At 65.1% G+C, this 24,117-nt stretch carries 24 protein-coding genes; 4 read left to right on the forward strand and 20 right to left on the reverse strand.

Annotation, left to right across the window (positions count from 1 at the left end):
- Nucleotides 1-121 precede the first annotated feature (121 nt).
- Nucleotides 122-949: a pyruvate, water dikinase regulatory protein gene (locus ACFWP0_RS24905; protein WP_377846676.1), complete on the forward strand. Its 828-nt coding sequence runs from the start codon at nucleotides 122-124 to the stop codon at nucleotides 947-949.
- Between the two features lie 49 nt (nucleotides 950-998).
- Here the strand turns inward: ACFWP0_RS24905 and ACFWP0_RS24910 are convergent, their stop codons facing one another.
- The 20 genes from ACFWP0_RS24910 to rpsB all read right to left on the reverse strand — a co-directional run bounded on the left by ACFWP0_RS24910 (nucleotide 999) and on the right by rpsB (nucleotide 18,973).
- The gene (locus ACFWP0_RS24910) at nucleotides 999-1,478 is read right to left on the reverse strand and encodes a DUF2846 domain-containing protein (RefSeq protein ID WP_377846678.1); all 480 of its coding nucleotides are present in this window, start codon (nucleotides 1,476-1,478) and stop codon (nucleotides 999-1,001) included.
- 23 nt (nucleotides 1,479-1,501) lie between these two features.
- A complete protein-coding gene (locus tag ACFWP0_RS24915) occupies nucleotides 1,502-1,972 on the reverse strand; it encodes a DUF2846 domain-containing protein (protein ID WP_377846679.1) in 471 nt (156 codons plus the stop codon).
- Complete coding sequence (locus tag ACFWP0_RS24920; protein WP_377846681.1) at nucleotides 1,969-2,301, reverse strand: hypothetical protein; 333 nt, start codon at nucleotides 2,299-2,301, stop codon at nucleotides 1,969-1,971. The genes ACFWP0_RS24915 and ACFWP0_RS24920 overlap by 4 nt, the downstream gene beginning before the upstream one ends.
- A 166-nt stretch (nucleotides 2,302-2,467) precedes the next feature.
- Entirely contained in the window at nucleotides 2,468-2,935 is a 468-nt protein-coding gene (locus ACFWP0_RS24925) for a DUF2846 domain-containing protein (protein WP_377846683.1), read from the reverse strand.
- A gap of 127 nt (nucleotides 2,936-3,062) precedes the next feature.
- Nucleotides 3,063-3,845: a TrmH family RNA methyltransferase gene (locus ACFWP0_RS24930; RefSeq protein WP_377846685.1), complete on the reverse strand. Its 783-nt coding sequence runs from the start codon at nucleotides 3,843-3,845 to the stop codon at nucleotides 3,063-3,065.
- Complete coding sequence (gene rnhB, locus ACFWP0_RS24935; protein ID WP_377846687.1) at nucleotides 3,842-4,450, reverse strand: ribonuclease HII; 609 nt, start codon at nucleotides 4,448-4,450, stop codon at nucleotides 3,842-3,844. The genes ACFWP0_RS24930 and rnhB overlap by 4 nt, the downstream gene beginning before the upstream one ends.
- Complete coding sequence (gene lpxB, locus ACFWP0_RS24940) at nucleotides 4,437-5,633, reverse strand: lipid-A-disaccharide synthase (RefSeq protein WP_377846689.1); 1,197 nt, start codon at nucleotides 5,631-5,633, stop codon at nucleotides 4,437-4,439. Before lpxB ends, rnhB begins: the two co-directional genes overlap by 14 nt.
- Nucleotides 5,630-6,424, reverse strand: coding sequence for an acyl-ACP--UDP-N-acetylglucosamine O-acyltransferase (gene lpxA / locus ACFWP0_RS24945; protein ID WP_377846691.1), 795 nt, complete (start codon nucleotides 6,422-6,424; stop codon nucleotides 5,630-5,632). The genes lpxB and lpxA overlap by 4 nt, the downstream gene beginning before the upstream one ends.
- Entirely contained in the window at nucleotides 6,425-6,880 is a 456-nt protein-coding gene (gene fabZ / locus ACFWP0_RS24950) for a 3-hydroxyacyl-ACP dehydratase FabZ (RefSeq protein ID WP_006385190.1), read from the reverse strand.
- 67 nt (nucleotides 6,881-6,947) lie between these two features.
- Complete coding sequence (gene lpxD, locus ACFWP0_RS24955) at nucleotides 6,948-8,045, reverse strand: UDP-3-O-(3-hydroxymyristoyl)glucosamine N-acyltransferase (protein WP_377846695.1); 1,098 nt, start codon at nucleotides 8,043-8,045, stop codon at nucleotides 6,948-6,950.
- 18 nt (nucleotides 8,046-8,063) lie between these two features.
- On the reverse strand, nucleotides 8,064-8,624 hold the full coding sequence (locus ACFWP0_RS24960) for an OmpH family outer membrane protein (protein ID WP_377846697.1): 561 nt from the start codon (nucleotides 8,622-8,624) through the stop codon (nucleotides 8,064-8,066).
- 109 nt (nucleotides 8,625-8,733) lie between these two features.
- The gene (gene bamA, locus ACFWP0_RS24965; protein ID WP_377846699.1) at nucleotides 8,734-11,067 is read right to left on the reverse strand and encodes an outer membrane protein assembly factor BamA; all 2,334 of its coding nucleotides are present in this window, start codon (nucleotides 11,065-11,067) and stop codon (nucleotides 8,734-8,736) included.
- Nucleotides 11,068-11,120: 53 nt separating this feature from the next.
- Nucleotides 11,121-12,452, reverse strand: coding sequence for an RIP metalloprotease RseP (gene rseP / locus ACFWP0_RS24970; protein WP_377846701.1), 1,332 nt, complete (start codon nucleotides 12,450-12,452; stop codon nucleotides 11,121-11,123).
- 191 nt (nucleotides 12,453-12,643) lie between these two features.
- Nucleotides 12,644-13,843, reverse strand: a complete 1,200-nt coding sequence (locus tag ACFWP0_RS24975; protein ID WP_377846703.1) for a 1-deoxy-D-xylulose-5-phosphate reductoisomerase — start codon at nucleotides 13,841-13,843, stop codon at nucleotides 12,644-12,646.
- A complete protein-coding gene (locus ACFWP0_RS24980; protein WP_377846705.1) occupies nucleotides 13,840-14,697 on the reverse strand; it encodes a phosphatidate cytidylyltransferase in 858 nt (285 codons plus the stop codon). The genes ACFWP0_RS24975 and ACFWP0_RS24980 overlap by 4 nt, the downstream gene beginning before the upstream one ends.
- A 52-nt stretch (nucleotides 14,698-14,749) precedes the next feature.
- Complete coding sequence (gene uppS, locus ACFWP0_RS24985; protein WP_377846707.1) at nucleotides 14,750-15,514, reverse strand: polyprenyl diphosphate synthase; 765 nt, start codon at nucleotides 15,512-15,514, stop codon at nucleotides 14,750-14,752.
- A gap of 179 nt (nucleotides 15,515-15,693) precedes the next feature.
- On the reverse strand, nucleotides 15,694-16,254 hold the full coding sequence (gene frr / locus ACFWP0_RS24990) for a ribosome recycling factor (protein WP_377846709.1): 561 nt from the start codon (nucleotides 16,252-16,254) through the stop codon (nucleotides 15,694-15,696).
- A gap of 15 nt (nucleotides 16,255-16,269) precedes the next feature.
- A complete protein-coding gene (gene pyrH, locus ACFWP0_RS24995; RefSeq protein WP_054425864.1) occupies nucleotides 16,270-16,986 on the reverse strand; it encodes a UMP kinase in 717 nt (238 codons plus the stop codon).
- Nucleotides 16,987-17,165: 179 nt separating this feature from the next.
- Nucleotides 17,166-18,044 carry a translation elongation factor Ts gene (gene tsf, locus ACFWP0_RS25000; RefSeq protein ID WP_377846711.1) on the reverse strand — a complete coding sequence of 293 codons (879 nt, stop codon included), beginning with the start codon at nucleotides 18,042-18,044 and terminating at the stop codon, nucleotides 17,166-17,168.
- Nucleotides 18,045-18,223: 179 nt separating this feature from the next.
- A complete protein-coding gene (gene rpsB / locus ACFWP0_RS25005; protein ID WP_377846713.1) occupies nucleotides 18,224-18,973 on the reverse strand; it encodes a 30S ribosomal protein S2 in 750 nt (249 codons plus the stop codon).
- 875 nt (nucleotides 18,974-19,848) lie between these two features.
- On the opposite strand from rpsB, the gene map reads away from it, so the two are divergent.
- The 3 genes from map to ACFWP0_RS25020 all read left to right on the forward strand — a co-directional run bounded on the left by map (nucleotide 19,849) and on the right by ACFWP0_RS25020 (nucleotide 24,089).
- Nucleotides 19,849-20,670 (forward strand): type I methionyl aminopeptidase, encoded by an 822-nt coding sequence (gene map, locus ACFWP0_RS25010; protein WP_377846715.1) that lies wholly within the window; start codon nucleotides 19,849-19,851, stop codon nucleotides 20,668-20,670.
- A 16-nt stretch (nucleotides 20,671-20,686) separates the two neighbouring features.
- A complete protein-coding gene (locus ACFWP0_RS25015; RefSeq protein ID WP_377846717.1) occupies nucleotides 20,687-23,293 on the forward strand; it encodes a [protein-PII] uridylyltransferase in 2,607 nt (868 codons plus the stop codon).
- Nucleotides 23,294-23,375: 82 nt separating this feature from the next.
- Nucleotides 23,376-24,089, forward strand: a complete 714-nt coding sequence (locus ACFWP0_RS25020; protein ID WP_377846719.1) for a MarC family protein — start codon at nucleotides 23,376-23,378, stop codon at nucleotides 24,087-24,089.
- The last annotated feature ends 28 nt before the right edge of the window (nucleotides 24,090-24,117 follow it).

The following is a 24,117-nucleotide window of genomic DNA, read 5'->3' on the forward strand; positions in this document are numbered from 1 at the left end:
GCAACCACTCTTTCAGACGCTGACCAAACTGGCCTTGGACCGCCCTTGGGGTGACTTATAGGGGCCTGATTGTACTCGGTGGAGTACGTCCGGCCATCAGCCTGGTTGGAATTTTTTACACATGACATCTACCCCTATCGTACGCACGGTATACATCGTTTCCGACAGTACCGGCATCACCGCGGAAACCTTCAGCCAGTCGGTGCTTTCGCAGTTCGAGGAGGTCGATTTCAAGCCCGTCCGCCTGCCGTTTGTCGACACCCTGGAAAAGGCCGCGGAAGTGGCCATGCGGATCGACCGCAGCGCCCAGGACACAGGCGTCCCCCCCATCGTGTTCAGCACCCTGGTCAATCCCGAGATCCTGTCCCGTGTTCGCCAGGCGAACGGAATTTTCCTGGACCTGTTCGGCACCTTCGTCAGCCACATCGAGCAGGCGCTGGGCCTGAAGTCCAGCCATTCCATCGGCCGCTCGCACATGCAGGCGAATTCCGAAAAGTACCGCAATCGGATAGACGCCATCAACTTCAGCCTGGCCCATGACGACGGCCAGTTCGTCAACCAGCTCGACCAGGCGGATGTCATCCTGGTGGGCGTTTCCCGCTGCGGCAAGACCCCGACCAGCCTCTACCTGGCCATGCAATACGCCATCAAGGCGGCCAACTTCCCGCTCACGCCCGACGATTTCGAGCGCGGCACCCTGCCCTCCACCATCGCGCCTCACCGCGGCAAGCTGTTTGGCCTGTCCATCCAGCCCGAACGCCTGTCCGAAGTGCGCAACGAACGCCGCCCCAACAGCCGCTACGCGCAGCTGGAGCAGTGCCGCTACGAAGTGGCCGAGGCCGAACGCATGATGCGCCGCGAGGGCATTTCCTGGCTGTCGAGCACCACCAAATCGATCGAGGAGATCGCCACCACGGTGCTGCAGGAAGTGGGACTGGACCGGGGCTGAAAACGACAAGGGCGCGCCCGCGGCGCGCCCTGCTTTCAACCGGCCCCTGTCAGGGCCGCAGCTTCACGCGTTCGCGCGAGCCCGCTCCCCAGTACTTCAGCGGCCCCATTTCCTGCTGCGCGGCCGCTTCGGACTCCTCAAGCCGCATGGACTGCCGGCCCACGCTGGACGAATTTCCGCCCACGCCTTCGATGCTCAGCCGCACGTACCGCGTCTGGCCCGGCGCCAGCGTAAACGACAGCGTCTCGTCGTCGCGCAAGGTGTCGATCTCGTACTTGCCCGCGGGGCGGTTCACGTAAAAGAAACTGCCCGGCTTGGAACGGCCTACCTTCACGCCGTTTATCCGCAGATAGGGTTGGCTGGACACGACGCCGGCAGGCGCCGGGGGCTGATAGAAATAGATGCGCCCCGTGTCCGGCACCATGAAGGGAATGCTGCCCGCGACATCCTTGTACCGGGGCCCGCCGCAACCCGCCAGCAAGGCGGCGCCGAGCGCCGCGGCGGCAATCATCTTGAAACTGCGCGTCATTTGTTTTTCTCCCTAGCCAGCCATTACATGCCGTGGACCTGCTCGCCCGACGCCGCGCCCCAATAGCGCATCTTCATCAGCTCGCCCTCGGCCTGCTCAGGCGGATCCACCAATTCCATCGTCAGCTTGCCGGCGGCGCTCGTGCTGCCCAGGGATTCCGCCATGATGCGAACGTAGCGGGTCTGCCCGGCGTCCAGCATGAAGCTCACGCCATCGCCCGTCCAATACAGGTTGGTCACCACGTAGCTGCCGGCCGGGCGGTCCACGAAGAAGAAGCTGCCCGGCTTGTTGCGGCCCACCACGTCCTGGTTCACGCGCAGCTTCTGCTGCGCAGACGCCATGTTCGACGGCTGCGGCTGATAGAAGTAGATGCGCCCCTGACCCTGCGCGATGGACGGGATCCGACCTTGCAGCGATTGATATTTCGGGCCCGCGCAGCCGGCCAGCAGGACGGCGGTCGCCACGGCCGCCGCGATCTTTAGCCAGGTCGTCATTGACGCATCTCCACGGGCAAAGCGACGGGGCGGGACAGGGGCAGATAGGCCGCCTCCCCGGGCAGGTAGAAGCCCACCAGCTTTCCGGAAGACGCCACGACGTAGGCTTCGTTCTGGCGGCGCGTCTGGATCGTGAACAGCCCGCCCAGCGAGCGATAGACGTCGCCCTGCGGCAGCGCCCCGACGCGTTGCCACTGCGAACCGGCCGGCAACGTTGCCACGCCGTCGTTGGGCAGCACGGCGGTGACCGCGCGCGACGGCTGGATGATGCTGACCGGATCGGCAGCCGCCACGGGCACCATCCTGACTTTCTGGGTGCTGACCGACATGCACGCGCCCAATGCAAGCGCGCAGACTGAAGCCAGGATCACCCCTCTGCCCGCACGCGCAACACCTTCAAGCTTATGAACCAGCAACGACGCCATGAAGACCTCGGAGGAAATAAAGCGTGTAAGTATATGAGTGCGTCAGTTTTTTACAAAACGTGTGGCGTCATCAGTAGCGCAATGCCTCTCTGTCCCGCCGCCCCGCGCCCCAGTACCGCAGATCCGACAGCGCCTGCCGGGCGGCATCGGCGGATTCCTCCAGGCGCAAGACCTGCTTGCCGCCCGTGATGTCCACGCGCACATACTGGGTCTGCCCGGCGGCCAGCGGAACATTCAGCGCCTCTTTGCGCTCCTTGCGGTCGGTCGCGGTCATGACGGCGACCTCGCCGGCGGCGCGATCCACGAAAAAGAAATGGCCCGGCTTGGAGCGGCCGACCTTCTGGCCGTCGACCAGGATGGCGGGCTGCGCGATTTTTCCGCCGCTGGAAGTCACGGGTTGATAGAAGTAGATCCGTCCGTCCGCGGGCTCGATCGCAGGGATGCGCGTCGCCACGTCGGCATAGCGGGGGCCGGCGCAGCCGGCCAGCAACACGGCCGCGCCCAGCGCGGCAACACTCAGTTTGACCCAGCTTTTCATGTGTCGTCCTTCATGGGGGATACGTCTTGCAGGCGCGCGCGAACCGCCGCGCGCCTTACGCGACGCGGCAGTATAAACGGGGGACGCCCCCCTCAATCAGGAGAAAACCGGGGGAATCGATGCCCGATCAGTGGCCAAGCGACGCCTGACGCCGCTGCTCGAACAGGCAGATGGCGGCGGCGGCGCCCACATTGAGCGACTCCACGGCGGCCATGTCGTGCGGAATGCGCACCTTGAGGCGGGCGGCGGCAAGAATCGCCGCGGCCACGCCCTGGCCCTCATGCCCGAAAACCCAGGCGCAGCGCTCCGGCAGGCGGCCGGCGTACAAGTCCTGCGCGCCGTCCAGGGCCGTGGCCACCAGCGGCACCCGCAGCTTGGGCAGCAAGGCGGCAAGGTCGACGTGCTCATGGATGGCCAGCGCAAAATGGGCGCCCTGCCCGCTGCGCAACACCTTGGGCGACCAGGCCGCGGCCGTGCCCGTCGCCAGGAACACCCGCTTCACGCCCGCCGCCGCGCAGGTGCGCAACAACGTGCCGACATTGCCCGGGTCCTGGATGCGGTCGAACAGCACGCAGTTCTCGTCCACCTCGGCCGGCTGATGCGGAACCGGCGGCGTGACCAGGAACGCCACGCCCTGCCCGCTTTCCACCGCGGCCAGGGACTGCATCAGCCGCGCGTCCAGCGCCAGGCAGTCCCTGTCGGGCACCGCGGCCGCCAGCGCGGCGATGTCGGACTGGGAAAGGCGTTCCACATCGAAGACCGCCTGATCGGGCGCGCCGTAATGCTGCAGCCACGCCTGGCACAGGTGCACGCCGTCCAGCAGCACGGGCGCGCCGCGCTTGCCTGCCGTGCCGGCGAGCTTGACCAGCGCCTTGACCGCGGGATTGTCGCGGGAACTGATGTGCTTCATGAAACCAGGCCGAAGGCCTTGATGGGTGCGAAGCTGCGGCGGTGCTCCGCGCAGGGACCGTGCTCGCGCAGCCTCTGCAAATGCAATGCGGTGCCGTAGCCCTTGTGCTGGTCGAACGCGTATTGGGGATACAGCGCATGCAGGCGCAGGAGGTCGGCGTCGCGGGCGGTCTTGGCCAGGATGGACGCCGCCGAAATCGCCGGCACCAGCGCGTCGCCCTTGATGACGGTCTGCACGGTGCAGCCGAGCTTGGGCGCCTGGTTGCCGTCCACCAGCGCAAGCTGCGGCATCGTGGCCAGGCCCTGGACGGCGCGCTGCATCGCCAGCATCGTGGCGCGCAGGATATTCAGGCTGTCGATCTCGGCCACCGTCGCGCTGGCGATGCACCAGGCCAGCGCGTGTTCCTTGATCTGGAGGGCCAGCTCCTCGCGCCGGACCGCCGTGAGCACCTTCGAATCGGCCAGTCCGTCGATAGGCCTGTCCGGGTCCAGGATGACGGCCGCCGCGTAGACCTCGCCCGCCAGCGGGCCGCGGCCGGCCTCGTCGACGCCGGCTGTCAGCATCGCGGGTTGTTCCGGGGCCGCGAACAGGTCAGGCTGCTCCACCAGCTACCTCCAGGATCGCCTGTGCGGCCAGCGCCGGCGTATCGCGCAGCAAGTCCTGGTGCATGGCGGTGAACCGCGCTTCGACGCGGGCGATCAAGGCCTCGTCGGTCAATGCCTGCCAGGTCGCTTGCGCCAGCTTTTCGGGGGTGGCGTCGTCCTGCAACAGCTCCGGCACCACAAAGTCGCGCAACAGCACGTTCGGCAAGCCTACCCAGGGCAGGTACGGCCTCTGCTGCCCGGACTTCCAGGACATGATACGGCGCATCCAGGGCGACAGCACGTAGGAAATCACCATGGGCCGCTTGAACAACGCCGTCTCCAGGGTGGCCGTGCCGCTGGCCACCAGCACCGCCGTGGCGGCTTCCATGACGGACCACGCCACGGGCGCCTTGCGGTCCCCGCCCTCGCCGTGCAGGTCGTGCGCGGTGATGCAGCGCAGCCCGGGCACGGGATACTGGGCCAGGATAGCCAGGAACTCCGCGCGCCGCTGGTCATTGACCATGGGCACGACGCATTGCAGGGCGGGATCCTTCTTTTGCAGCTGTTGGGCGGCTTGCAGAAAGCGCGGCGCCAGGAGGCGGATCTCGGACGACCGGCTGCCCGGCAGAATCGCCAGCACGCGGGCGTTCTGGTCGATGCCAAGGCGTTCGCGCGCCGCAGCGCGGTCAGGCTGCATCGGCACGGCGCCGGCCAGCGGGTGGCCCACGTACGTTACCGGAATGCCTTCCTTGCGATAGATCTCTTCCTCGAACGGAAACAGCACCAGCATGTGCGACACCGATTCGCGGATCTTGTGGATGCGTTCATAGCGCCACGCCCAGATCGACGGGCCGACAAAATGCACCGTGGGCGTGCCCGCCTGCCGCAGTTGATGTTCCAGCCGCAGATTGAAATCGGGCGCGTCGATGCCGACGAAAACCGCCGGCGGCTCGGCCAGCCAGCGGCGCTTGACGTCCCGATACGTGCCGAGCAGGCTGGGCAGGCGCTTGAGCGCGTCCACATAGCCAAATACCGTCAGCGCATGCATCGGATGCCAGGTGTCGAATTCCCGGGCCTGCATCTGCGGTCCGCCGATACCCTCGCATTGGACGCCGGGATCGCGCGCTTGCAGACCGGCAATGATGCGACCGGCCAGCAGATCGCCCGAAGGCTCGCCGGCCACCATGCCGATCCGCGTGGTCATGGACGGATGATGCCGCGGGAAGCGACGTCCAGGAAATCGAGCAGCGTCTGCAGGTGCTCGGCGGCCTCGGGGATGGCCTGCTGGCGCTCGCGCAATTCGGCGCGCGCCGCGTCCAGGGGCAGCCCCCGGCGATAGATGATCTTATAGGCTTCGCGCAGGGCCGAAATGGCGGCGGGCGTGAAGCCGCGGCGCTTGAGGCCCTCGACGTTGATGCCGACCGGGCGGCAGGGATTGCCGGCGGCCAGCACGAACGGAGGCGTGTCCTGCATGAGCGAGCTGTTGCCGCCCGTCATGGTGTGCGCGCCCACTCGCGAGAACTGGTGCACGCCGGTCAGGCCGCCGATGATGGCCCAGTCGCCCACGTGGACGTGCCCGCCCAGCTGGACGGAATTGGCCATGATCGTGTTATTGCCGATGTGGCAATCGTGCGCCACATGGACGTACGCCATGATCCAGTTGTCGTTGCCCAGCGTGGTGACGCCGCCGTCCTGCAGCGTGCCCGTATTGAGCGTGACGAATTCGCGCACCGTGTTGCGGTCGCCGATCGTCAGGCGCGTGGGCTCGCCCGCGTATTTCTTGTCCTGCGGCATGCCGCCGATGGAGCAATAGCGGTAGAAGCGGTTATCGCGCCCGATGGTGGTCACGCCGTCGATCATGCAGTACGGACCGATCTCGGTCCCGGCGCCGATGGTCACATCGGGTCCCACCACTGCGAACGGGCCGATGACCGCCGTCGGGTCGATTTTTGCCGCCGGATCAACGACAGCGGTGGGATGGATGTTTCCTGCCATTTACTCTTCCAGGCTACGAATCGCGCACATCAGCTTGGCCGAAGCCACTTCCTGACCGTCGACCGTTGCGCGTGCTTGATACTTACAGATGCTGCGGCTCAGGCGCTCGGCCTCGACCTCGATGCGCAGCTGGTCGCCCGGCACGACGGGGCGGCGGAACCGCGCGCCATCGATGCCGACCAGGTAGTAGGCCGTCTTGGCTCCTTCGCACTTCAGGCCGCCATTCTCGTCGGTAAACGAAAACAGCGCCGAGGCCTGGGCCATCGCTTCCACGATGAGCACGCCCGGCATCACCGGATGATGAGGAAAGTGGCCGTTGAAAAACGGCTCGTTGATCGAGACGTTCTTGATGGCGACAATGGACTTGCCGGGCACCATTTCAACAACGCGATCGATCAGCAGCATCGGGTAACGATGCGGCAGCCTCTCCATGATCCCCTTGATGTCGAGTTCCATTTTTCTATGCTTTCCTGCAATATGAAATAATTTTCGCGGCGCGGACGCGCCAGGACGGCGACGCGCCCTAGTCTTTTTCCAGCGTCCGCACGCGGCGGCGCAATTGCGCCAACTGTTGTATCACGGCGGCATTGCGCTGCCATTCGCCATGCTCCGCATAGGGGAAGACCCCGGTATAGCGGCCAGGCTTGGAAATATTGGACGTCACCGCGGTGCCGCCCGAGATATGCACATCGTCGCCCAAGGTCAGGTGTCCCGAGAGCATGGCCGCGCCGCCGATGGTGCAGCGCTCGCCGATGGTCGTCGAACCCGCCACGCCCACGCAGGCCGCCATCGCGGTATGCGCGCCGATGCGCACGTTGTGGCCAACCATGATCTGGTTGTCCAGCTTCACGCCGTCGGACACCACGGTGTCTTCCAGCGCGCCGCGATCGACTGTCGTGTTGGCGCCGATTTCGACGTCGTCCCCGATGGACACGCCGCCGAACTGCGGAATCTTGCCCCAGGCGCCCTTGCCTAACGCGGGGTCCGGCGCAAAGCCGAAGCCGTCCGCGCCAAGCACCGCGCCGCTGTGGATGATGGCGCGGGCCCCTACCTTCACGCCTTCGTACAGCGTCACATGGGCGTGCAGGCGGCTGCCCGGGCCGATCGACGAGCCAGCGCCGATCACGCAGCCCGGTCCAAGCACGGTATCGCGGCCGATGCGGGCGCCGGATTCCACGACGCAATTGGGCCCGATGCGCACGCCCTCTTCGATTGTCGCGTCAGGCGCGACCACGGCGGACGGATGCGTCTCGGCGGGCAGCGCGGGCCGGCGGGCGGCGTCGAACCACTGCGCGATCCGCGCGAAAAGCAGATAGGGATGCTTACAGACGACCAGCGCGAAAGACGGCCGGGCGCTGCCTTCGGCTTCCAGCGTCTCGGCCACTTCGGGCGAGACGATGACCGCCCCCGCCCCGGTTGCGCCAAGCTGGCTTTGGTAGCGGGGATTGGCCAGGAACGAGATTTCCTGGCGGCCGGCCGAAGACAGGGTTCCGATGCCGCAGACCCTGAAAGGGTCCGCACCGGGAACCGCACTGATACGCCAGTCCAATCCCTGGGTGTTGGCAGCGCTCAACAGTGCTTCGAGTGTTGGCGCGCGGGCAAGATCCAGTAAAACCGGCATGGCTTGACGGGTATCGCTTTACTTGCCCAGGCTCTGAATCACCTTGTCGGTGATGTCGATGCGCGGGTTGACCGTCACGGCGTCCTGAATGATCAGGTCGTAACTTTCTTGCTCAGCGATGCGCTTGATGGCGTCGTTGGCCTTGGTCACGATGCCGGAGAACTCTTCGTTGCGGCGGCGGTTGAAGTCTTCCTGGAACTCGCGGCGCTTGCGCTGCAGGTCGGTATCCAGGTTGGACAGTTCGCGCTGGCGCTTGACGCGGTCGGATTCCGACAGGACAGGCGCGTCCTTGTCGAACTTCTCGGCTTGCGAACGCAGGCTGTTGTTCAGGCGCTGGAGCTCGTCGTCGCGCTTCTTGAATTCGGCTTCGATCTTGCTTTGCGCAGTCTTGGCCGGACCCGATTCACGCAGGATACGCTCGGTATTGACGAAACCGATCTTGGTGCCTTGAGCATGCGCGGGGATCGCAGCAGCCGAACCGAGAATGAGCGCACCCACCAGGGCAATAGAGCCGCCCAACTTGCCGCGGCGCTTGGCGCCCAGCGTATTCGATGATTTAAGTGCGAAATCAGACATCATGAAAATCTCACCTTCCAGTAAGGCAAAGCCAAAGTGTGTATTGTGCCACTAAACAGCAAGGGAGCCGGGCCGGTGGGCCCCTCCCTTGTTTTCAACAGTAACGCCGCGCTTAGAAACCGGTCCCGATCTGGAACTGGAAGCTTTGCTTGTCGTCGCCAGCCTTGGAGTTGAGCGGACGGGCGTAGGACAACTGCAAGGGGCCCATCGGCGACTGCCACGACAGGCCGACGCCCGCCGAGAAACGCCAGCCGCAAGGATCTTCCACCTCGGTATTGTCCCGGCCGCGGGTGCAGCTCAAGCCGCTGCCGGCCGACACCTGGCCGGCATCGCCGAAGACGAACCAGCGCAGGGTACGGTCCTTGGAAGCGCCCGGGAACGGCAGGTACAACTGCGCGTTCGCGACGATACGGCGCGTGCCGCCCAGATAATCGCCCGTCTTCGTGTCGCGCGGACCCAGCGAGGAGCCGTCGTAGCCGCGAACGGTGCCGATACCGCCGGCATAGACGTTCTTGATGACCGGGTAGTCCTTGTTGCCGTAGCTCTGGCCCCAATCAACCATGCCGTTCAAGGCCAGGGTGTAGGAGCCGCCCAGCGGCACGAAGTACTGCTGCTGGCCGGTCAGCATCGTGTATTGCAGGTCGACCGTCGACACGTCGGCCTTCAGGCGGGTGTACGAACCCTTGGTCGGGGCCAGCGCGCTGTCGCGCGTGTCCTTGGACCAGCCGGCGCTGAAGATCACCGAGTTCGTGGAGTCGCCATATTGATCGACGAAATCGTCATAGGCCTGCGGCGAGTTGCTGAACAGATCGATCTGGTTGCGCTCGACGTTCGCGCCCAGGAAGATCCGGTCATATTCGGAGATCGGGATCCCGAAGTTCATGCCCAGGCCGATGGCCTTGACGCGGTAGTCGCCGTCGTTGTTGTTCCAGGGCTCGGTCACGCGGTAGTACGCGGACGTGGTGCGGCTGATGCCGTCCTTGGTCCAGTACGGATCGGTGTGCGACAGCACGATCGCGCGGTTCGTCTTGCTGGTGTTCAGCTGCAGGGTCAGGTTCGTGCCGCTGCCGAAGACGTTGTCTTCGCTGATGCCGGCCGAAAGAATAGCCTTTTCGGATGAGCCGTAGCCCACGCCCAGGTTGATCATGCCGGTGGGCTTTTCCTTCACGTCGACGTTGACGTCGACTTGGTCGGGCGAGCCCGGAACCGGATCGGTCTTGACGTTGACGTCGCTGAAGTAACCCAGGCGGTCGACGCGGTCGCGGGAGGTCTTGATGTCCTTGGCGTCGTACCAGGCGGCTTCCTGCTGGCGCATTTCGCGGCGCACGACTTCGTCGCGCGTGCGGGTGTTGCCGCCGATCTGGATGCGGCGCACGTAGACGCGGCGGCTCGGATCGACGTAGAACGTCAGGTCGGCTTCGTGCTTGGCGCGATCGAGCTGCGGGTTCGGGTTCACGTTGGCGAACGCGTAGCCCAGTTCACCCAGGTAGTCGGTGATGGCCTTGGCCGAGTCGTTGGCCTTGGCCGCCGAGAAGGTTTCGTCCGGCTTGACCTGCACCAGCGCGTTGATTTCCTTGTCCAGGCCCAGCAGATTGCCGGCCAGCTTGACGCTGCGGACCTTGTAGGGCTCGCCTTCGTGGACCGTGATCGTGATGCGGATGTCCTGGCGGTCGGGCGAAATCGTGACCTGGGGCGGTTCCACCGAGAATTCCAGATAGCCCTGGTCCAGGTAGAACGAGCGCAGGCGCTCCAGATCGCCCTCGAGCTTTTCGCGCGAATACTTGTCGGTATCCGTGTACCAGGTCAGCCAGCCCGGCGTCGTCAGCTTGAACTCGTCAAGCAGGTCGCTTTCCGAGAAGGCCTTGTTGCCGACGAAGCGGATTTCCTGGATGCGCGCCACCGAGCCTTCGAACACGTCAAAGCTCACGCCCACGCGGTTGCGGGGCAGCGGCGTCACGGTGGAGGTCACTTCGACGCCGTACTTGCCCTTGGACAGGTACTGCTGCTTGAGTTCGTATTCCGCGCGCTCAAGCATGGAGCGGTCGAAAATGCGGCCTTCGGCAAAACCCACCTGGCCCAGCGAGGTGGTGATGGCCTTGGAGTCGAACTCCCGCATGCCGCTGAAATTCACCGAGGCGATGGTCGGACGTTCCTGCACGACCACAACCACGACATTATTGTCGGTCTGGATCTGCACGTCGGTGAAAAAACCCGTGCCGTACAGGCGGCGGATCGCTTCAGTGGCTTCTTCTTCGGTGAATTGCTCTCCGACCTTGACCGGAAGATAACCAAAGACGGTGCCGGCGTCGGTTCGTTGAATACCCTCTACGCGGATATCCCGCACGACAAAGGGCTCGAAGGCGTGGGCCATGGCCGGTAACAGCAGTGCGGCGATGAGACCCGGCAGTACACCCTTTTTGTGATGAAACATCCGGCGAAAAGACATCCTTGAGTATCCTCGGTCGTGCAAATGGCGGGGGATTTTATGCTAAATCGCGTTTACGTGAATAAACGCGTGAAATCGTTAAACAGCGCAAGGCCCATGAGACCTGCCAATAAACCAATGCCGGCGCGTTGTCCGATGTCGATCCACTTCGCTGGCGGCGGGCTACCCCGCACAATTTCGACGAGATAGTACAGCAGATGGCCGCCATCCAGCATAGGAATGGGAAGCAAATTTAATACGCCCAGGCTGATGCTGATCAACGCAATATAGGCGATATACGCAACAATGCCGATCCGGGCGGTCTGTCCGGCGTAGTCGGCGATGGTGACCGGGCCGCTGACATTGCGCCAGGAAACATCGCCCGTCACCATGCGGCCCATCATGCGCAGCGAGAACCAGGCGGTGTCCCAGGTTCGGACGGCGCCGCGCCACAGGCTGTCGAACACGCCGTAGCGCACCGTCACCATCGGCACATTGCCGCCGAGTTGCACGCCCAGGCGGCCGATTTCCTGGCCGTCGACCAGTTCCGGACGAGGCGTGACGTTCAGCGTGATATTGGCGCCGTCGCGCACCAGCGTCAGCGCCAGCGTCTTGCCCGCGCTTTCCTGGATCTGCCTGACCAGCGCGCCGGTGTCGGGCGTGGGCTGGCCGTTCACGGCGACGACCAGGTCGCCCGTGCGCAGGCCGGCCGCCTGCCCTTCCCCGCCGTCGTTCACGGCGCGCACGGCGGGCTTGGGCTGGGCCAGGCGGATGCCGGCGGCGGCCAGCGGGTCGCCGCTGGCCGGGTCCATCGTGTTGGAGGGAAGATCCAGCTCGCGCTGGTGGACGGCGCCGGCGGGGGTGCTGACTTCGATCCGCGCGCGCCCGCCCGTCGCCATCACGTCCATCAGGCGCCAGCGGGCGTCCGACCAGGACGCGACTTCCTGGTCGTCGATCGCCAGGATGCGGTCGCCCGGCAGCAGGCCGGCGCGGGCCGCCGGCGTGTCGGCCGCGGGCTGGGCAATGATGGCCACCGGCTCTTCGGTGCCGGCCATGTTCAGCCCGGCATATAGAAAGACGGCAAGGATCAGGTTGAAGATGGGGCCGGCGGCGACAATGGCGATGCGCTGGCCAACCGGCTTGCTGTTGAAGGCGCCGGCCGCTTCCGCGGCGCTGGCGCCGGCCGGGGGATCGTCCTGCATCTTGACGTAGCCGCCCAGCGGCAGGGCGGAAACCGCCCATTCCGTGCCGTGCCGGTCGGTGCGGCGCAGGATGACCTTGCCGAACCCCACCGAGAACCGCAATACCTTCACGCCGCACAGGCGGGCGACCCAATAGTGTCCCAGCTCATGGAAAATGATCAGTGAGCCAAGTGCAACGGCAAAGGCCAGCAGGGTGAAAAGCATGGGGGTCGGAATCTAGGAAAATCGAATCTGGAAAATCGGATCTGGCAACCGGATCGGGCAATCGGCGATGGCAACCGGGTTTACCAACCGGGTCTGGCAACCGGTCTGGCAACCCGGTCTGCCAACCGGGGCTGGAACCTGATTTGGCAGCCGGAGCTGGAACCCAATCTGGCGCCAGACGCGGCCGGCTATCAGGCCAGCCCCAAGCCACCCGCAAAGGTGCGCGCGTCGGCGTCAAGTGCAAGTATGTCGTCAAGACTGCTGAGGGTAACAGATGCTTGTCGAGCCTGCCACTCCAGGGAGGCCTCGATGACTCGGGGAATCCACGTATAGGCCAGCCGTCCCTCCAGAAAGGCCTCGACCGCGACCTCATTGGCGGCATTGAGCGCCACGCAAGCGCCCTGCCCCGCGCGCAGCGCGGCAAAGGAAAGCGCCAGGCAAGGAAACCGGGACAGGTCGGGTTTCTCGAAATCCAACCGCCCCAGGCGAGTGAGGTCCAGCGGACCCACGCCGCTTTCCAGGCGCTCGGGGAATCCCAGGCCATAGGCGATGGGCGTGCGCATGTCGGGCTGGCCCAGCTGCGCGAGCACGGATCCGTCCTCGTATTCGACCATGGAATGCACCACGCTTTGCGGGTGCACCACGACCTCGATGCGATCGGCGGGCATGGCGAACAGCCAATGCGCTTCGATTACCTCCAGCCCCTTGTTGAGCATGGTGGCGGAGTCCACCGAAATCTTGCGGCCCATGCTCCAGTTGGGATGGGCGCACGCCTGGGCCGGCGTGACCTCGTGCAGGTCTTCCAGGTCCCGGCCGCGGAACGGCCCGCCGGACGCCGTCAGCAGCAGGCGGCGCACGCCCCGGCCGGGCTGCTCGGGCGCCACGGCGCGCCCGCCATGCGGCAGGCACTGGAAAATAGCGTTGTGTTCGCTGTCGATGGGCAGCAATTCCGCGCCGTTGTCGCGGATAGCCTGCATGAAGAGGGAGCCGGCCGCGACCAGGGCCTCCTTGTTGGCGAGCAACACGCGCTTGCCGGCGCGCGCCGCCGCCAGGGCGGCGGGCAAGCCCGCCGCGCCCACGATGGCGGCCATGACGGAATCGCATTGCGGATCGGCGGCGGTATCGGCCAGCGCCTGCGCGCCCACCCGGATTTCGGGCATGGCCTCGGCGCCCGCCCAGGCCTCGATGAATTTCTTCCGCGCCGCGGCGTCGGGCACCACCACGACGGCGGCGCGGCTGGCCAGCGCCTGTTCGGCCAGGCGCTTCATCTGGCTGTACGCCGACAGCGCGTAAACCGCCAGGCGCTCGGGATGGCGGGCGATGACATCCAGCGTGCTTTCACCGATCGAACCGGTCGATCCCAGCACGACGACGCGTTGAAAAGCCGTCAAAACAACACTCCAGACAAAAGTAGCGCGAACGGCGCGACGGGGAGAATCGCGTCGATGCGGTCATAGACGCCGCCGTGGCCGGGCAAGAGCGTGCTGGAGTCCTTGCGGCCCGCGCGGCGCTTGAGCAGCGACTCGAACAGGTCCCCGACAATGGACAGCACGCCCAGCAGCGCGGCGATGGGCAGGGCCAGCCAGAAGGTCCAGCGCTCCACCAGGGCGTGGCCGTAGGTTCCGGCCCACAAGCTCGAAAGGCCGATCCACACCACGGCGCCCAGGACGCCGGCGACGGCGCCTTCAATGGTCTTGCCCGGACTCACCCGCGGAGCCAGTTTACGCTTGCCGAACGCGCGGCCGGCAAAATATGCCGCGATGTCGGCCACCCACACCAGGGCCAGAAGCGACACGACGAACCCCGCGCCGCGCGCGACGAACATCTGCGCCAGGACGGCCCAGGCCGCAAACGCGGCCGGCACCGAGAAGACGGACCAGCCGAGGCTCGCGGGCGCTGCGTCGGAACGGCCGCGGACCACGGCGGCGACGGCGCCGAACAGCCAGACTGCCGACACGGCGGGCACCACGTAGCGCATGACCCAGGCCGGATCGCTCAAGCCGCTGCCGTCGCCCGCCAGCCAGGCGGAGGCCAGCGCCAGCATGCCGGCAAGCAGCAGCACGGCAACGCCGATGGAAATCAGGGGGGATGGCGGTTGCGGCAGCGTCAATCGCAGCCACTCCCAATTGGCGCAGGCCGCAGCCAGGGCCAGCAGGGCGACGAACCACCAGGGGTTCGCGCTGATCATTGCGGCGGCCAGAATGGCCAACAGAACCGCGGCGGTAACGATACGCTGGCCCAACATATGACGGTCTCCTCGTGTGCAGCTTTGGAAAGACGCGCTGGTCGCCGTCCGCTTATTTTGTGCCGTTTTCGCTGACTTGCGCGCTGGTGCGGCCGAAACGCCGTTCGCGCGTGCGGTACCAGTCAAAGGCGGCCGTGAGCTCATTGGCGCCGAAGTCCGGCCAGAAAAGATCCGTGAAGTAAAACTCCGCGTAGGCCATCTGCCAGATCAGGAAATTGGAAATGCGCTGTTCGCCGCCGGTGCGGATGAACAGATCGGGTTCGGGCGCCCATGCCATGGAAAGGTGCCTGGCCAGGCGCTCCTCGTCCACCAATTCGGGCCGGGCCGCCAGGCCGGGCTCCGCGGCCAGCATGGCGCGCGTGGCCTGGAGAATGTCCCAGCGTCCGCCGTAGTTGGCGGCAACCGTCAGGTGCAGGCGATCGTTGTGCGCGGTGCGGGCCTGCGCCGCCATGATCAGTTCCTGCAGGCGCGGCTCAAACGCGCTCAGGTCGCCGATCACGTGCAGGCGTACGCCCTGCTCGTCCAGCTTGCCGATTTCGCGTTCCAGGGCCTGCACGAACAGGCGCATCAGCAAGGACACTTCCTCGGCGGGGCGGCGCCAGTTCTCGGAACTGAAGGCGAACAGCGTCAGGTAGCGCACGCCGGCGCGGCCACAGGCCTCGACCACGCGCCGCACCGCCTGCACGCCCTTGGCATGGCCCGCCGTACGGGGCAGCAGCCGCCGCGTCGCCCACCGGCCGTTGCCATCCATGATGATAGCGACATGCTCGGGGATGTCGCGAGTATCGGGAACCGCCTGGGTCGAACTGGTTGCCATTAGTGTTGGACTGCGCGCGGTGAGCCGGCGAAAAAAACGGGAGTACGGGAAAAACCTGCGCCGTCGTTCCCATCGCGACGTGGAAGCACCGCGAGGCAATGGGCAGGACGGCGCATAGGCGAGAGAATCCTGACGCCCGGGGCGATCGGCAACGCCGACCGCCCCGGGACGTGCTGGGATTATACGGTCATGATTTCCGCTTCTTTCTGGACGACCATCTTGTCGATGTCGGCCACGGCGCGATCGGTCAGCTTCTGGACGTCGTCCTGGGAGCGACGTTCGTCGTCCTCGGAGATTTCCTTGTCCTTGACCAGCTTCTTCAGCGCTTCGTTGGCTTCACGGCGCAAGTTGCGCACGGCGATCTTGGCATCTTCGCCTTCGCTGCGGACAACCTTGGTCAGATCGCGGCGGCGCTCTTCCGTCAGTGCCGGCATCGGCACGCGGATGGTGTCGCCCATGGAGATGGGGTTCAGACCCAGGTCCGATTCGCGAATCGCCTTTTCGATCGGGCCGGCCATGTGCTTCTCGTAGGGCTGCACGCTGATGGTGCGGGCGTCCACGAGGTTCACGTTGGCGACCTGGCCGACCGGCACGGGCGAGCCGTAGTACTCGACCTGCACGTGATCCAGGATGCCGGTATGGGCGCGGCCCGTGCGGATCTTGCCCAGGTTGATCTTGAGCGTATCAAGCGACTTGGCCATCCTGGCTTCGGCGGATTTGCGGATTTCTGCGGCGCTCATGAAATTTCCTTTTCTTTAGACGTGTACCAACGTGCCTTCGTCTTCGCCGCTGACGACTCGCTTGAGCGCGCCGGACTTATTGATCGAAAACACTTTGATCGGCAGTTTCTGGTCACGGCACAGCGCGAACGCGGTGGCGTCCATGACTTCCAGACGGCGGACAATCGCCTCATCGAAGCTGATGCGCGCATAGCGCGTGGCGGTGGGATCCTTGTTGGGATCCGCGCTGTAGATGCCGTCCACCTTGGTGGCCTTCAGCACGATCTCCGCGCCGATTTCGGCGCCGCGCAAGGCGGCTGCGGTATCGGTGGTGAAGAAGGGGTTGCCGGTGCCCGCGGCGAAGATGACGACCTTGCCCTCTTCGAGGTAGCGCAGGGCCTTCGGGCGGATGTAGGGCTCGACGACCTGATCGATATTCAGGGCCGATTGTACGCGGGTGTCGATACCCTTGTGCTTGAGCGCATCTTGCAGCGCAAGCGCGTTCATGATGGTGGCCATCATGCCCATGTAGTCGGCGGTTGCGCGGTCCATGCCCTGCGCGCCCGGGGCGACGCCACGGAAGATGTTGCCTCCGCCGATGACGATGGCCAGTTCGACGCCGGTGGCGGCGACTTCGGCGATCTCATCGGTCATGCGGACGATGGTGGAGCGATTGATGCCAAATGCATCATCGCCCATCAGCGCCTCGCCGGAAAGTTTGAGAAGAACCCGTTTGTATGCTCTGCTGCTCATAGGTGATATCCCGAAGAACAATCCGACGAAAGTGTAAGACAAAGAATGGGGAGCCCCCAACGCCGCACCCGCTGCGCGGGTTTGCTGCCCCCAGGGGTTTTCACCTTGGGGCGGCCCTGCGGCGAAAAGGGCCGGACTAGACTTTAATCTAGCGCCGGCCCTTAAGCACTACCCTGGGGTTAGGCGCGGCCAGCGGCGGCGGCGGCAACCTCAGCGGCGAAGTCGCTGGTCTTCTTCTCGATACCTTCGCCGACGACGAACAGCACGAACTTGGTGATCGAAGCGCCCTTTTCCTTCAGATGCTGCTCAACCGTGTGCTTGTCGTTCTTGACGAACGGCTGCGACATCAGGGTAACTTCCTTCAGGAACTTCTGCACCGAACCTTCGACCATCTTGGCGACGATTTCGGCGGGCTTGCCCGATTCGGCGGCCTTCTGCTCGGCAACCGAGCGCTCGGCGGCGATGTCGGCCGGGTTCACGCCGTCGGCGTTCAGGGCCTTGGGCTTGGTGGCGGCGATGTGCATCGCCAGGTCCTTGCCCACTTCCTCGGCGCCGGAGTATTCGACCAGCACGCCGATCTTGCCGCCGTGCACGTAGCTGGCCAGCGCGTTCGGGGTCTCGATGCGCTCGAAGCGGCGGACCGAGATGTTCTCGCCGATCTTGCCGATCAGGGCGGTGCGGGTGGTTTCAACGGTGCCTTCGCCGTACGGCAGCGCCGACAGGGCGGCCACGTCGGTCGGGTTCTGCGTGGCGACCAGTTCGGCCAGCTTGTTCACGAAGCCGACGAAGTCGTCGTTCTTGGCGACGAAGTCGGTTTCGCAGTTGATTTCAATCACGGCGCCTTGCTTGGCATCGGCGGAGATGAACAGGCCGATCAGGCCTTCGGCGGTGACGCGGGCGGCAGCCTTGCTGGCCTTGTTGCCCAGCTTGACGCGCAGGATTTCCTCGGCGCGAGCCAGATCGCCTTCGGCTTCCGTCAGGGCCTTCTTGCACTCCATCATGGGCGCGTCGGTCTTTTCGCGCAGTTCCTTGACCAGGGCAGCGGTAATTTCAGCCATGTTTGCTCCAAATTTTGCTAAGACACGCCCCGGCGGGCCGGGGCAGTGGTTTGATTCGATGGGACGCCCGCGATTTGCGGGCCTGGAAGATGGGAGCCCACCTTCGCAGTGCCGGCGAGGCGGGAGCGGACCGTTTCGGCGCCGCTCCCAGACACTAACCGCCGGACATGACAGCAGGCTTAGGCCTGGTTGTCCTGCACTTCAACGAACTCTTCCTGACCTTCGCCCAGCTCTTCGACCAGACCGTTCAGGTTCTGTTCGCGGCCTTCCAGCACGGCGTCGGCGATGCCCTTGGCGTACAGCGCGATGGCCTTGGCCGAGTCGTCGTTGCCGGGGATGACGTAGTCGATGCCGTCGGGCGAGTGGTTGGTGTCAACCACGGCGACCACGGGAATGCCCAGCGTCTTGGCTTCAGCGATGGCGATCTTGTGGTAGCCGACGTCGATCACGAACATGGCATCGGGCAAGCCGTTCATGTCCTTGATGCCGCCGATCGACTTGTTCAGCTTGTCCAGTTCGCGTTGGAACAGCAGGCCTTCCTTCTTGATCATGCGCTCGGCGCCGCCTTCGGCGACGACGACTTCCATGTCCTTCAGGCGCTTGACCGAGGTCTTGACCGTCTTGAAGTTGGTCAGCATGCCGCCGAGCCAGCGGGCGTCGACGTAGGGCATGCCGCAACGGGCGGCTTCGGAGGCGACCAGCTCGCGCGCTGCGCGCTTGGTGCCGACGAACAGGATGTTGCCGCCGCGAGCAGCCAGCTGCTTCACGAACTTGGTGGCTTCCTGGTACTTATCAACCGTCTTTTCCAGGTTGATGATGTGAATCTTGTTGCGGTGACCGAAGATGTACTGAGCCATCTTGGGGTTCCAGTAACGGGTCTGGTGACCAAAGTGGACACCCGCTTCCAGCATTTCGCGCATCAAAGACATGTAATTCTCCAAGGGTTGATTTCTTGCGCCGCACCTGCATCAGCATCTTGCTGACACCCTGGGTGGTGTTGCGCGCGATTTCCCGCAAATGCGGGATGACATGATTTTAACCGGGCCGGCCGATCACTGCCGCAATAACTACGACGTTCCAGACATATCGCGTTCAACGACTCGCCTTTAACGACTTCTACTACGCTGCCGCGATAAACCCAGACGGCCGCCACGACAAGGAGCCTTGCGCCGCGCACTTGCATCGCGCCCATCCGACACTCCAGGAATCTCCTGGAAGTTTCTTCAAGGCGCACCCGGACTTGTTTTGTTGGCAGCGAAATCCAGCTCTTCGCGCCCTAAGCCTTTCAGCCTGGTCGCGCATCAGGCCGCTGGGGCATCTCTTCAAAAAACACGGACTTTTTCAAGACCCCGTTTTCAAGAAATTAATCCAGCGCCCATACCGAACCTGCATCGCCGCTCTAAAACATGACCAGGCTTACAAGCACGCCGCGCCCAGCCGATGCGCACTTTCGCAGCCCAAACGCTTCCAGCCGGCACCCTGCCTGGCGCGCTCGCCCCAGAACCTGACGACCTGCCCGAACTCGCTCCACAACCTTCGCTTGCGGTGAAACTTCAGGGCCTGCCATCGATCTCATAAGACGACCACGCAAAACCAAAATGCCTGCCGGGATTGCCTGGACCCACAAGGCCCGCACCCGCCGGGTCGACTCTTCGCCATAGCGCTCGGCGACCCCGCATGTAGGAGTTCTGCCCTCGCTATCGGCTCTTGCCGTAACCCGATTGCTCCCCAAATTTTTTGGGAAGCCTATAATTCTACTATTCTTTCAAGCAGACATTCAAGCGAGAGATCGCCAAGCTACTCCATGGGCACAATCACCAACCCGGCCGACCTGGCCAAGATGCGCGCCGCCTGTCAGGACGCCGCCAAAGTCCTCGATTTCATCACCCCGCACGTCAAGCCGGGTGTAACCACCGGGGAATTGGACCGCCTCTGCCTGGAGTACCTGACGGACGAACTCAAAGTGAAGTCCGCCACCGTGGGCTACGCCCCGCCCGGCTACCCGCCCTTCCCCGGCGCCATCTGTACGTCGGTGAACCACCAGGTCTGCCACGGCATCCCGGGCGACAAGGTGCTGAAAAACGGGGACTCATTGAATATCGATGTCACCATCATCAAGGACGGCTGGTTTGGCGACACCAGCCGCATGTACCCGGTGGGCGAGCAATCCATCCTGTCGCGCCGCCTGACCGACATCACTTTCGAGTGCATGTGGAAGGGCATCCAGCAAGTCAAGAACGGCGCCACGCTGGGCGACGTGGGCAACGCCATCCAGAAACACGCCGAAGCCAACGGCTTCTCGGTGGTGCGCGAGTTCTGCGGGCACGGCATCGGACAGCGCTTCCATGAAGACCCCCAGGTGCTGCATTACGGCAAGCCCGGCTCGGGCGTAAAACTGGTGACGGGTATGCTGTTCACGATCGAACCGATGATCAACGCCGGCCGCCGCGAGATCCGCCAGTTGTCCGATGGCTGGACGGTTGTCACGCGCGACCACAGCCTGTCCGCCCAGTGGGAGCATGCTGTCTGCGTAACCGAGACCGGCTACGAAGTGCTGACCCTGTCGCCCGGCATGCCCCAACCGCCGGCTTTCATTACCGAGCCCATCGTCATTCCCGCCGTCTGAAGCCCCGCTGCTTGCCATGACCGCCGAAATCCTCACCGCACTGCGCGAACGCATCCAGGAATCCCGGCGGGCCGTGGTGGCCCAGTTCCGCGAGCACGAACGCCCGGACGCCCTGCTGTCCGAGCTGCGGCGGGTCGTGGACGCCGCCCTGCGCGATCTGGTCAAGCACTATCCGCTGCCTGTCGGCGCCACGCTGGCGGCCGTGGGCGGCTACGGCCGCGGCGAGCTCTACCCTCATTCCGACGTCGACCTGCTGATCCTGCTGCCCCACGCGCCCACGGCCGAGGACGAAACCGCCATCGAGCACTTGGTGGCCTCGCTCTGGGACCTGGGGCTGGAGCCCGGCCACAGCGTGCGCACCATCGAGGATTGCGAGCGCGAGGCCGACGCGGACATCACCGTCGAAACCTCGCTGCTGGAATCCCGCTGGCTGGCCGGCAGCCGCGTGCTGATGAGAAAATTCGACGCCGCGACCAAGTCGCGCCTGGACCCGCGCGCCTTCTTCCTTGCCAAGCGCGTGGAAATGCAGCAGCGCCACGCCCGCTACCACGACACGCCCTACGCGCTGGAGCCAAACTGCAAGGAATCGCCGGGCGGCTTGCGCGACCTGCAAGTCATCCTGTGGATGGCGCGGGCGGCGGGCTTTGGCAACAGCTGGCGCTCCGTGGCGCAGGCCGGCCTGCTGACCTCCTCCGAAGCGCGCGACCTGCGCAAGGCCGAACAGGCCTTCAAGCGGCTGCGCATCGAACTGCACCTGCTGTCGAACCGGCGCGAGGACCGGGTGCTGTTCGACCTGCAGCCGGCGCTGGCCGAGGTTTACCGCATCCATGCCACCGCCACGCGGCGCGGCAGCGAACTGCTGATGCAGCGGTACTACTGGGCGGCGCGGCTCGTGACGCAGCTCAACGGCATCCTGGTGCAGAACATCGAGGAAAGGCTGTTCCCGCGCCCGGACAGCGACGCGCGCGACATCGACGACGATTTCCGCAACCTGCGCGACCGCCTGGACATCATTCGGGACGACGGTTTCGAACGCAATCCCACCCTGCTGCTGCGCGCCTTCCTGGTGATGCAGCAGCGCCCTGAACTGACCGGCATGTCGGCCCGCACCCTGCGCGCCATCTGGCATTCCCGCCACCGCATCGATGCGCAGTTCCGCCGCAATCCGGTCAACCGCAAGCTGTTCCTGCAGATCCTGCAGCAGCCGCGCGGCATCGTGCATGAGCTGCGGCGCATGACCATGCTGAACATCCTGCCGCGCTACCTGCCGGTATTCCGCCGCATCGTGGGCCAGATGCAGCACGACCTGTTCCACGCCTATACCGTGGACCAGCACACGCTGGCGGTCGTGCGCAACCTGCGCCGCTTCACCATGCCCGAGCACGCCCAGGAGTATCCGCTGGCCAGCCAGCTGATCGCGGGCCTGGACCGGCACTGGCTGTTGTATGTGGCGGCGCTGTTCCATGACATCGCAAAAGGCCGCGGCGGCGATCACTCGGAGCTCGGCGCGCGCGAAGTGCGCAAGTTCGCGCAGGATCACGGCATGGACCCGGAAGACACCAAGCTGGTGGAATTCCTGGTTCGCCAGCACCTGCTGATGTCGGCCGTGGCGCAAAAGCGCGACCTGTCCGACCCCGCCGTCGTGCAGGATTTCGCCGCCACCGTGAAGGACGAACGCCACCTGACCGCGCTCTATCTGCTGACGGTCGCCGATATCCGCGGCACCAGCCCCAAGGTCTGGAACGCCTGGAAGGGCAAGCTGCTGGAAGACCTGTACAAGCTGACCCTGGCCGCGCTGGGCGGCGCCCACGCCGACGCGCACACCGTGCTGACCGAACGCAAGGAAGAAGCCGCGCGCCTGACCCGCCTGGCAGGCCTGCGCGACGACGCCCGCGAGGCCTTCTGGAATCAGCTGGACGTCGCGTATTTCCTGCGCCACGACGCCTCCGACATCGCCTGGCACACGCGCCACCTGTACCACCAGGTCGCGCCCGCCCAGGCCGTGGTCAAGGCCCGCCCCACCGAACACGGGGAAGGCCTGCAGATCATGGTCTACACGCGCGACGCGCCCGACCTGTTCGTGGCGATCTGCGGCTACTTCGACGCCAAGTCGCTATCCATTCAGGATGCGCGCATCCACACCACCCGCCACGGCTGGGCGCTGGACAGCTTCATCGTGCTGCTGCCCGAAGGCGCGAGCGATCTGCGCGCCCAGGCCACGCTGGTCGAGCACGAGCTGGCCGAACGCCTGAAGGATCCGCACGCCGCCGCCCAGGCGCAACCCAGCCGCGGCGGCTACTACGGCCGCGGCCGCCAGTCGCGCGTGTCGCGCGTATTTCCCGTCATGCCCCAGGCCGAACTGCAGCCCGACGAACGCAGCACCTCGTGGCGCCTGTCCGTGACGGCCACCGACCGCGCCGGCCTGCTGCACGCCCTGGCGCGCGTGTTTGCCCGCCACGAAGTCAACCTGCTGATGGCCAAGATCATGACGCTGGGCGACCGCGTGGAAGACGTGTTCATCGTGGACGGATCGGCGCTTGCGCGCCCCCGCAGCCAGATGCAATTCGAGCGCGACATCCTGGACGCGCTCGCCGGCGAGGAAACCCAGCAGCGCGCCGCCTGACGCCGCCCCCCGCCCAAGCATCGCCAGACTCCGCCCGGACCGCATACAATCCCGGTTTTCGGCCAGGCATTTGCCCGCACCCATGCAGATCAACGATTACCTGCGCGTCTTCGGTGGCAGCTTCTTCTTCGCATTGGCCACCTTGCTCCCCTTCCTGAACCCGCCCGCGATCGCGCCGATCTTCCTGTCGCTGACGGAAGGGGCGTCGTCCTCGACCCGGGTGGTGCTGGCAAAGCGGGTGGCGGTCAACGTGTGCCTGATGCTGATCGTGGCCATGGTGGCCGGCAACGTGCTGTTGAGCTTCTTCGGCATCTCGCTGTCCATCGTGCGGGTGGGCGGCGGCATGCTGGTGATCGCCAGCGCCTGGCGCCTGGTGAACTCGCCGGACGCCGACACCGAGCGCGTCGCGCGCATGGCCGAGTCGTTCACTCCCGAAATGGCGAAGGCCCGGGCCTTCTATCCGCTGACCTTCCCCATCAGCTGTGGTCCCGGCTCCATCGCCGCCGCCATCACGGTGGGCGTGTCGCTGCGCGACCAGAATCATGTGCTGAGCCTGGTGCGGCTGGGCGGCTCGATCCCCGGCATCATCGTGGTGTCGCTGACGCTTTACGTCTGCCTGCGCTTTGCCGCCCAGATGCTGCATCGCCTGGGCGACAACGGCACCGCCGTGTTCATGCGGCTGTCGGCCTTCATCATGCTGTGCCTGGGCGTGCAGATCTTCTGGGAAGGCGCGCGCGACCTGCTGCTGGGGGTGCTGACGCAAGTGATGCAACCAATTCCGATTCCGAAGGCCTAAGCCTGGCCGGGCGACACGCCCGCCTCTT

The sequence above is a fragment of the Achromobacter sp. NPDC058515 genome, assembly GCF_042721735.1.
Classification (GTDB): Bacteria; Pseudomonadota; Gammaproteobacteria; order Burkholderiales; family Burkholderiaceae_B; genus Achromobacter.

Coding starts and splice junctions, on each gene's coding strand:
- ACFWP0_RS25020 (WP_377846719.1), top strand. CDS start 23,376: ATGCAGATCAACGATTACCTGCGCGTCTTCGGTGGCAGCTTCTTCTTC.
- pyrH (WP_054425864.1), bottom strand. CDS start 16,986: ATGAGCAGCAGAGCATACAAACGGGTTCTTCTCAAACTTTCCGGCGAG.
- lpxA (WP_377846691.1), bottom strand. CDS start 6,424: ATGGCAGGAAACATCCATCCCACCGCTGTCGTTGATCCGGCGGCAAAA.
- lpxD (WP_377846695.1), bottom strand. CDS start 8,045: ATGCCGGTTTTACTGGATCTTGCCCGCGCGCCAACACTCGAAGCACTG.
- uppS (WP_377846707.1), bottom strand. CDS start 15,514: ATGGCAACCAGTTCGACCCAGGCGGTTCCCGATACTCGCGACATCCCC.
- tsf (WP_377846711.1), bottom strand. CDS start 18,044: ATGGCTGAAATTACCGCTGCCCTGGTCAAGGAACTGCGCGAAAAGACC.
- ACFWP0_RS24960 (WP_377846697.1), bottom strand. CDS start 8,624: ATGATGTCTGATTTCGCACTTAAATCATCGAATACGCTGGGCGCCAAG.
- ACFWP0_RS24910 (WP_377846678.1), bottom strand. CDS start 1,478: ATGACGCGCAGTTTCAAGATGATTGCCGCCGCGGCGCTCGGCGCCGCC.
- ACFWP0_RS25015 (WP_377846717.1), top strand. CDS start 20,687: ATGACCGCCGAAATCCTCACCGCACTGCGCGAACGCATCCAGGAATCC.
- rpsB (WP_377846713.1), bottom strand. CDS start 18,973: ATGTCTTTGATGCGCGAAATGCTGGAAGCGGGTGTCCACTTTGGTCAC.
- ACFWP0_RS24980 (WP_377846705.1), bottom strand. CDS start 14,697: ATGTTGGGCCAGCGTATCGTTACCGCCGCGGTTCTGTTGGCCATTCTG.
- bamA (WP_377846699.1), bottom strand. CDS start 11,067: ATGTCTTTTCGCCGGATGTTTCATCACAAAAAGGGTGTACTGCCGGGT.
- lpxB (WP_377846689.1), bottom strand. CDS start 5,633: ATGACCACGCGGATCGGCATGGTGGCCGGCGAGCCTTCGGGCGATCTG.
- ACFWP0_RS24905 (WP_377846676.1), top strand. CDS start 122: ATGACATCTACCCCTATCGTACGCACGGTATACATCGTTTCCGACAGT.
- ACFWP0_RS24925 (WP_377846683.1), bottom strand. CDS start 2,935: ATGAAAAGCTGGGTCAAACTGAGTGTTGCCGCGCTGGGCGCGGCCGTG.
- ACFWP0_RS24920 (WP_377846681.1), bottom strand. CDS start 2,301: ATGTCGGTCAGCACCCAGAAAGTCAGGATGGTGCCCGTGGCGGCTGCC.
- map (WP_377846715.1), top strand. CDS start 19,849: ATGGGCACAATCACCAACCCGGCCGACCTGGCCAAGATGCGCGCCGCC.
- ACFWP0_RS24915 (WP_377846679.1), bottom strand. CDS start 1,972: ATGACGACCTGGCTAAAGATCGCGGCGGCCGTGGCGACCGCCGTCCTG.
- ACFWP0_RS24930 (WP_377846685.1), bottom strand. CDS start 3,845: ATGAAGCACATCAGTTCCCGCGACAATCCCGCGGTCAAGGCGCTGGTC.
- rseP (WP_377846701.1), bottom strand. CDS start 12,452: ATGCTTTTCACCCTGCTGGCCTTTGCCGTTGCACTTGGCTCACTGATC.
- fabZ (WP_006385190.1), bottom strand. CDS start 6,880: ATGGAACTCGACATCAAGGGGATCATGGAGAGGCTGCCGCATCGTTAC.
- frr (WP_377846709.1), bottom strand. CDS start 16,254: ATGAGCGCCGCAGAAATCCGCAAATCCGCCGAAGCCAGGATGGCCAAG.